The sequence below is a fragment of the Streptomyces rectiviolaceus genome, assembly GCF_039533825.1.
Taxonomy (GTDB): domain Bacteria; phylum Actinomycetota; class Actinomycetes; order Streptomycetales; family Streptomycetaceae; genus Streptomyces; species Streptomyces rectiviolaceus.
Genome location: NZ_BAAAUG010000110.1, coordinates 1 through 4749 on the forward strand (window position 1 = coordinate 1; position 4749 = coordinate 4749).

The 4749-nt window shown below is 73.0% G+C and carries 6 protein-coding genes; all 6 read right to left on the reverse strand.

The genetic code is table 11. The features are described 5' to 3' along the window. Positions 1–415: hypothetical protein (locus ABD378_RS27910; RefSeq protein WP_344525033.1), on the reverse strand; the 415-nt coding region annotated here is incomplete at its 3' end. Between the two features lie 139 nt (positions 416–554). After that, positions 555–908, reverse strand: coding sequence for a hypothetical protein (locus ABD378_RS27915; protein ID WP_344525022.1), 354 nt, complete (start codon positions 906–908; stop codon positions 555–557). A 125-nt stretch (positions 909–1033) separates the two neighbouring features. Next, positions 1034–1840: a type III pantothenate kinase gene (locus ABD378_RS27920; protein ID WP_344525024.1), complete on the reverse strand. Its 807-nt coding sequence runs from the start codon at positions 1838–1840 to the stop codon at positions 1034–1036. 7 nt (positions 1841–1847) lie between these two features. Then, the gene (nadC, locus tag ABD378_RS27925) at positions 1848–2831 is read right to left on the reverse strand and encodes a carboxylating nicotinate-nucleotide diphosphorylase (protein ID WP_344525026.1); all 984 of its coding nucleotides are present in this window, start codon (positions 2829–2831) and stop codon (positions 1848–1850) included. Between the two features lie 2 nt (positions 2832–2833). Next, entirely contained in the window at positions 2834–4546 is a 1713-nt protein-coding gene (locus ABD378_RS27930) for an L-aspartate oxidase (protein WP_344525028.1), read from the reverse strand. Continuing rightward, positions 4543–4749 (reverse strand): pantoate--beta-alanine ligase (locus ABD378_RS27935; protein WP_344525031.1); only part of this gene is annotated, 207 nt, incomplete at its 5' end. The genes ABD378_RS27930 and ABD378_RS27935, both read right to left, overlap by 4 nt.

The following is a 4749-nucleotide window of genomic DNA, read 5'->3' on the forward strand; positions in this document are numbered from 1 at the left end:
GGGGGCGTTCCAGTGGGCGGGGCGCCGGGACGGACGGATGGGACCGGCCCGCCAGGCGGGCGCGTACGGCCTGTTCGGCGGCGGTTCTGCAGCGGTCGAGGAGGGCGGCGGCGACCGGGTTGCCGCGCAGGGCACGCAGCGCGGCGAGGTCGTCGGCGCCCGGCTGATAGCCGGAGCCGAGGACGTCCTCCAGGAGCGCGAGGTAGCCGGTTGCGGTGCCGGGCAGGGCCGCCCGATAGCGGGCGAGGTCGGCCAGCAGGAAGGCGCGGAGCCTGGCGCCCTCGCTTACCGCCTCGTCGACGGCGCCGGCGAGGCGTAGGCAGTCCTGGACGTCCTCGTCGGAGACGGGGCTTGGATGCAGGGCGAGGGCCAGAGCGCGGCGGAGCACACGCAGCTCCTCCGCACCGAAGGCCATGCCGCCGCGAGATCCGTATGGCGTGGGCATGGACCGACAATACGTGCCAAACGGACAAAATCCGCTTAACGCCAGTCCGTGGCGTGGCTTCTCCGCTTCCGGCTTCTCCGGCTTCTCCGGGACGGTTCGGCGCCCGCGCTCACTCCGAACGGCGGCGGATCATCGCGAAGACGACCGCGCCGACCCCGAGGGCGCCGGCCGCGGCGGCGGCGATCCAGGGGAGCACGCCCGCGCCGGCGTCGGCGATGGTGCCTTCGGGATCGCGGTTCTCCCCGTCCGGCGACGCGGTGGAGGTGGAGGTAGAGGTGGAGGACGGGTCCTCGCCGCCCGGGCGGCCCGCGGAGAAGTCCACGGCGTACGTCACTACGTGCACCCCGTGCAACGCACCGCCGCCGTCGAACCCGGTGGCCGCGCTCGCCGCCGTGGCCGGTCCGGCAAGCCCGGCCAGCACCCCGGCCGCCACTGTCGCGACCAGTCTTCCCCTACGCCCCATTTTCTCCACGCCCGCTCGAACCTGCCCAAGACCCGTCCCTGCGCAGACTCTTGTATGGGGCGCGGGGTTGTGTGCGCAAGCCCCGCTTATGAGCCGCCAGTTATGAGCCGACGGCTACAGCACCCTCAACTCCGGGACATGTTCCGCTCGTAGACCAGGCGCAGGCCGATGAGGGTCAGCCACGGCTCGTGCTCGTCGATGACCGATGCCTCGCCGAGCACCATGGGGGCGAGGCCGCCGGTCGCGATGACCGTGACGTCGTCGGGGTCGCCGCCCGGGCCCGCCAGTTCGCGGGCCATGCGCTGCACGACGCCGTCGACCTGGCCCGCGAAGCCGTACAGGATGCCCGACTGCATGGCCTCCACGGTGTTCTTGCCGATGACACTGCGCGGCCGTGCCAGCTCGATCTTGCGGAGCTGTGCGCCCCGCACGCCGAGGGCCTCGACGGAGATCTCGATGCCGGGGGCGATGACGCCACCGGTGTACTCCCCGCGCGCGGAGACCGCGTCGAACGTGGTCGCCGTGCCGAAGTCGACGACGACGGCGGGGCCTCCGTAGAGCTCGACCGCCGCGACCGCGTTGATGATGCGGTCGGCGCCGACCTCCTTGGGGTTGTCCATCAGGATCGGTACGCCGGTCTTGATGCCGGGCTCCACGAGGACTGCGGGCACGTCTCCGTAGTACCGCCTGGTGACCTCGCGCAGTTCGTGCAGGACGGAGGGGACCGTCGAGCAGATGGCGATGCCGTCGATCCCGTCGCCAAGCTCCTCCCCGAGGAGCGGGTGCATGCCCATCAACCCGTTGAGGAGCACGGCGAGTTCGTCGGCGGTGCGGCGGGCGTCCGTCGAGATGCGCCAGTGCTCGACGATCTCTTCGCCGTCGAAGAGGCCGAGGACGGTGTGGGTGTTTCCGACGTCGATGGTCAGCAGCATGTCGTCGTCACTCCGCCGCGCGCAGATCGAGGCCGATGTCCATGATCGGCGAGGAGTGGGTCAGGGCGCCCACCGCGAGGAAGTCGACGCCCGTCCGCGCGTACGCGCCGGCGTTCTCCAGGGTGAGGCGGCCGGAGGACTCCAGGATCGCGCGGCCGTTCACGATGGCCACGGCCTCCTCGGTCTCGCCCGGCGTGAAGTTGTCCAGGAGGATCAGGTCGGCGCCCGCGTCCACGACCTCGCGCAGTTGGTGGAGGGTGTCCACCTCGACCTCCACGGCCAGGTCGGGGAAGGCCTCGCGGACGGCCTTGAAGGCCTGCTCCACGCCTCCCGCGGCCACTACGTGGTTGTCCTTCACCAGCGCCGCGTCGGAGAGCGACATGCGGTGGTTCACGCCGCCGCCCATCCGCACCGCGTACTTCTCCAGGGCGCGGAGCCCGGCCGTCGTCTTGCGGGTGTCGCGGACCTTGGCGTTCGTGCCCTCCAGTGCGTCGGCCCACGCGCGCGTGGCCGTCGCCACGCCGGACAGGCGGCACAGGAGGTTGAGCGCGCTGCGCTCGGCGGTGAGCAGGTCGCGGGTGCGGGTGGTGACGCTGAGCAGCGTGTCGCCCGCCTCCACCTGCTCGCCGTCCTCGACGTGCCGCTCGACCTCGAAGGTGTCCGTGCAGACGAGGGAGATGACGGCCTCGGCGATGCGCAGGCCGGCGACCGTGCCGGCCTCGCGCGCGGTGAAGTCGCCGGTGGCGACGGCCTCTTCGGGGATCGTGGCGACCGAGGTGACGTCCACGCCCCCATCCAGGTCCTCCTCGATCGCCATGTGCGCGATGTCCTCGACCTGCACGGGGTCGAGCCCCGCGTCGGCCAGGAGCTGCGCGAGAGCGGGGTCGAGACCGCACTCCAGGGGGTCGTACGCGTCGTCCGAGCCGCAGCCGCAGGCATCGCCGCAGCCACCGCCCGTGGGGGCGAGAGGGAGGTCGTCGGGGGTGCTCACGGTCACTTCTCCTGAAGGCTGGTCGTGGGAGGGAAGTCGGGGGTCGCGGTCGTGTGCACCGCCAGGGTCCGGTCCGCGTTCAGGCGTACGACGATGTGGCGCCGCCAGGCCTCGTCGTCGCGGTCGGGGCGGTCCTCGCGCCAGTGGCAGCCGCGGGTCTCCTCGCGGCGCTGTGCGGCGGCCACCAGGACGCGGGCGACGCACAGGAGGTTGGTGGTCTCCCAGGTGTCGACGCCGGGCTCGGCGGTCTTGCCGTCCTCGGCGAGCGCGCCCGCGGCCTCGGCGTGGATGCGGGCGAGGCGGGCCGCGGCCTCGGAGAGAGAGTCCGCGGACCTGAGCACTCCGGCGCCTTCGGTCATCACACGCTGGATGGCGAAGCGGGCCTCGGAGGGCAGCAGGGGGTGGGGCGGTGTCTCCGGATGCGCGACGGGTGCGGGCACGCGCGCGTGGAGGGTGTTTCCCGTGTGCTGTGCCGCGATGTCCGCTGCGATGCGCTCGGCGTAGACCAGGCCCTCCAGGAGGGAATTGGATGCCAGGCGGTTGGCGCCGTGCACACCGGTGCAGGCGACCTCGCCGCAGGCGTACAGGCCCGGGACCGTGGTGCGGCCGTACGGGTCGGTGCGGACGCCTCCGGAGGCGTAGTGCGCGGCCGGGGCGACGGGGATGGGCTCGGTCACCGGGTCGATGCCGTGGGCGCGGCAGGCGGCGAGGATCGTCGGGAAGCGGTTCTCCCACATCTCGGCGCCGAAGTGGCGGGCGTCCAAGTACATGTGCTCGGTGCCCTGTTCCTGCATGCGCCGCGTGATGCCCTTGGCGACGATGTCCCGGGGCGCGAGCTCCGCGAGCTCGTGCTGTCCGGTCATGAAGCGCACGCCGTCCGCGTCCACGAGGTGGGCGCCCTCGCCGCGCACCGCCTCGGAGACCAGCGGCTGCTGGCCCTCCGCGTCGGCGCCCAGGAAGAGCACGGTGGGGTGGAACTGCACGAACTCCAGGTCGCTCACCTCGGCGCCCGCGCGCAGGGCGAGCGCGACGCCGTCGCCCGTCGAAACGGACGGGTTCGTGGTCGCCGAGAAGACCTGGCCCATGCCGCCGGTGGCGAGGACGACCGCGGGGGCGTGGACCGCGCCCACGCCGTCGTGCTGGCCCTCTCCCATGACGTGCAGGGAGACACCGGCGGTGCGGCCGTCGGCATCCGTAAGGAGGTCCAGTACGAGGGCGTTCTCCACGGTCGGGATGGACTGCGCGCGTACGGCATCGACCAGGGCGCGCGAGATCTCCGCGCCGGTCGCGTCGCCGCCCGCGTGCGCGATGCGGCGGCGGTGGTGGCCGCCCTCGCGGGTCAGCTCGATGGCGCCTTCGGGGCCCGTGTCGAAGTGGGCGCCGGTCTCGATGAGGCGGCGCACGGCGTCGGGGCCCTCGGTGACCAGCGTGCGCACGGCCTCCTCGTCGCACAGGCCCGCGCCCGCCACGAGGGTGTCGTCCAGATGCTGCTCGGGGGTGTCGCCCTCGCCGAGTGCCGCCGCGATGCCGCCCTGGGCCCAGCGCGTGGAGCCGTCGTCCAGGCGCGCCTTGGTGACCACGACGGTCTTCAGGCCCGCCGCCGAGCAGCGCAGGGCCGTGGTCAGTCCGGCCACTCCGGAGCCGACGACGACGATGTCGGCCTCCAGGGACCAGCCGGGGGCGGGGGCGTGCAGCCGTATTCCGGTGGCACTCATGCGGTGGCTCCGAAGGTGAGCGGGATGTTGTCGATCAGCCGGGTCGCGCCGACCTTGGCCGCCACGGCGAGGACCGCCTCACCGATGTGGCCCGGCTGTACGTCCGTGAAGTCGGCCGGGTCGACCAGCGCCAAGTAGTCCAGCCGCAGCGGGGGCCGGCTGCGGGCCGCCTCGTCCAGGACCTGGCGGGCGGCGGCGCGGAC

What these genes read in the sequence shown, in the direction of transcription:
- ABD378_RS27915 (WP_344525022.1), bottom strand. Translation starts at nt 908, where the DNA reads ATGGGGCGTAGGGGAAGACTGGTCGCGACAGTGGCGGCCGGGGTGCTG.
- ABD378_RS27930 (WP_344525028.1), bottom strand. Translation starts at nt 4,546, where the DNA reads ATGAGTGCCACCGGAATACGGCTGCACGCCCCCGCCCCCGGCTGGTCC.
- ABD378_RS27920 (WP_344525024.1), bottom strand. Translation starts at nt 1,840, where the DNA reads ATGCTGCTGACCATCGACGTCGGAAACACCCACACCGTCCTCGGCCTC.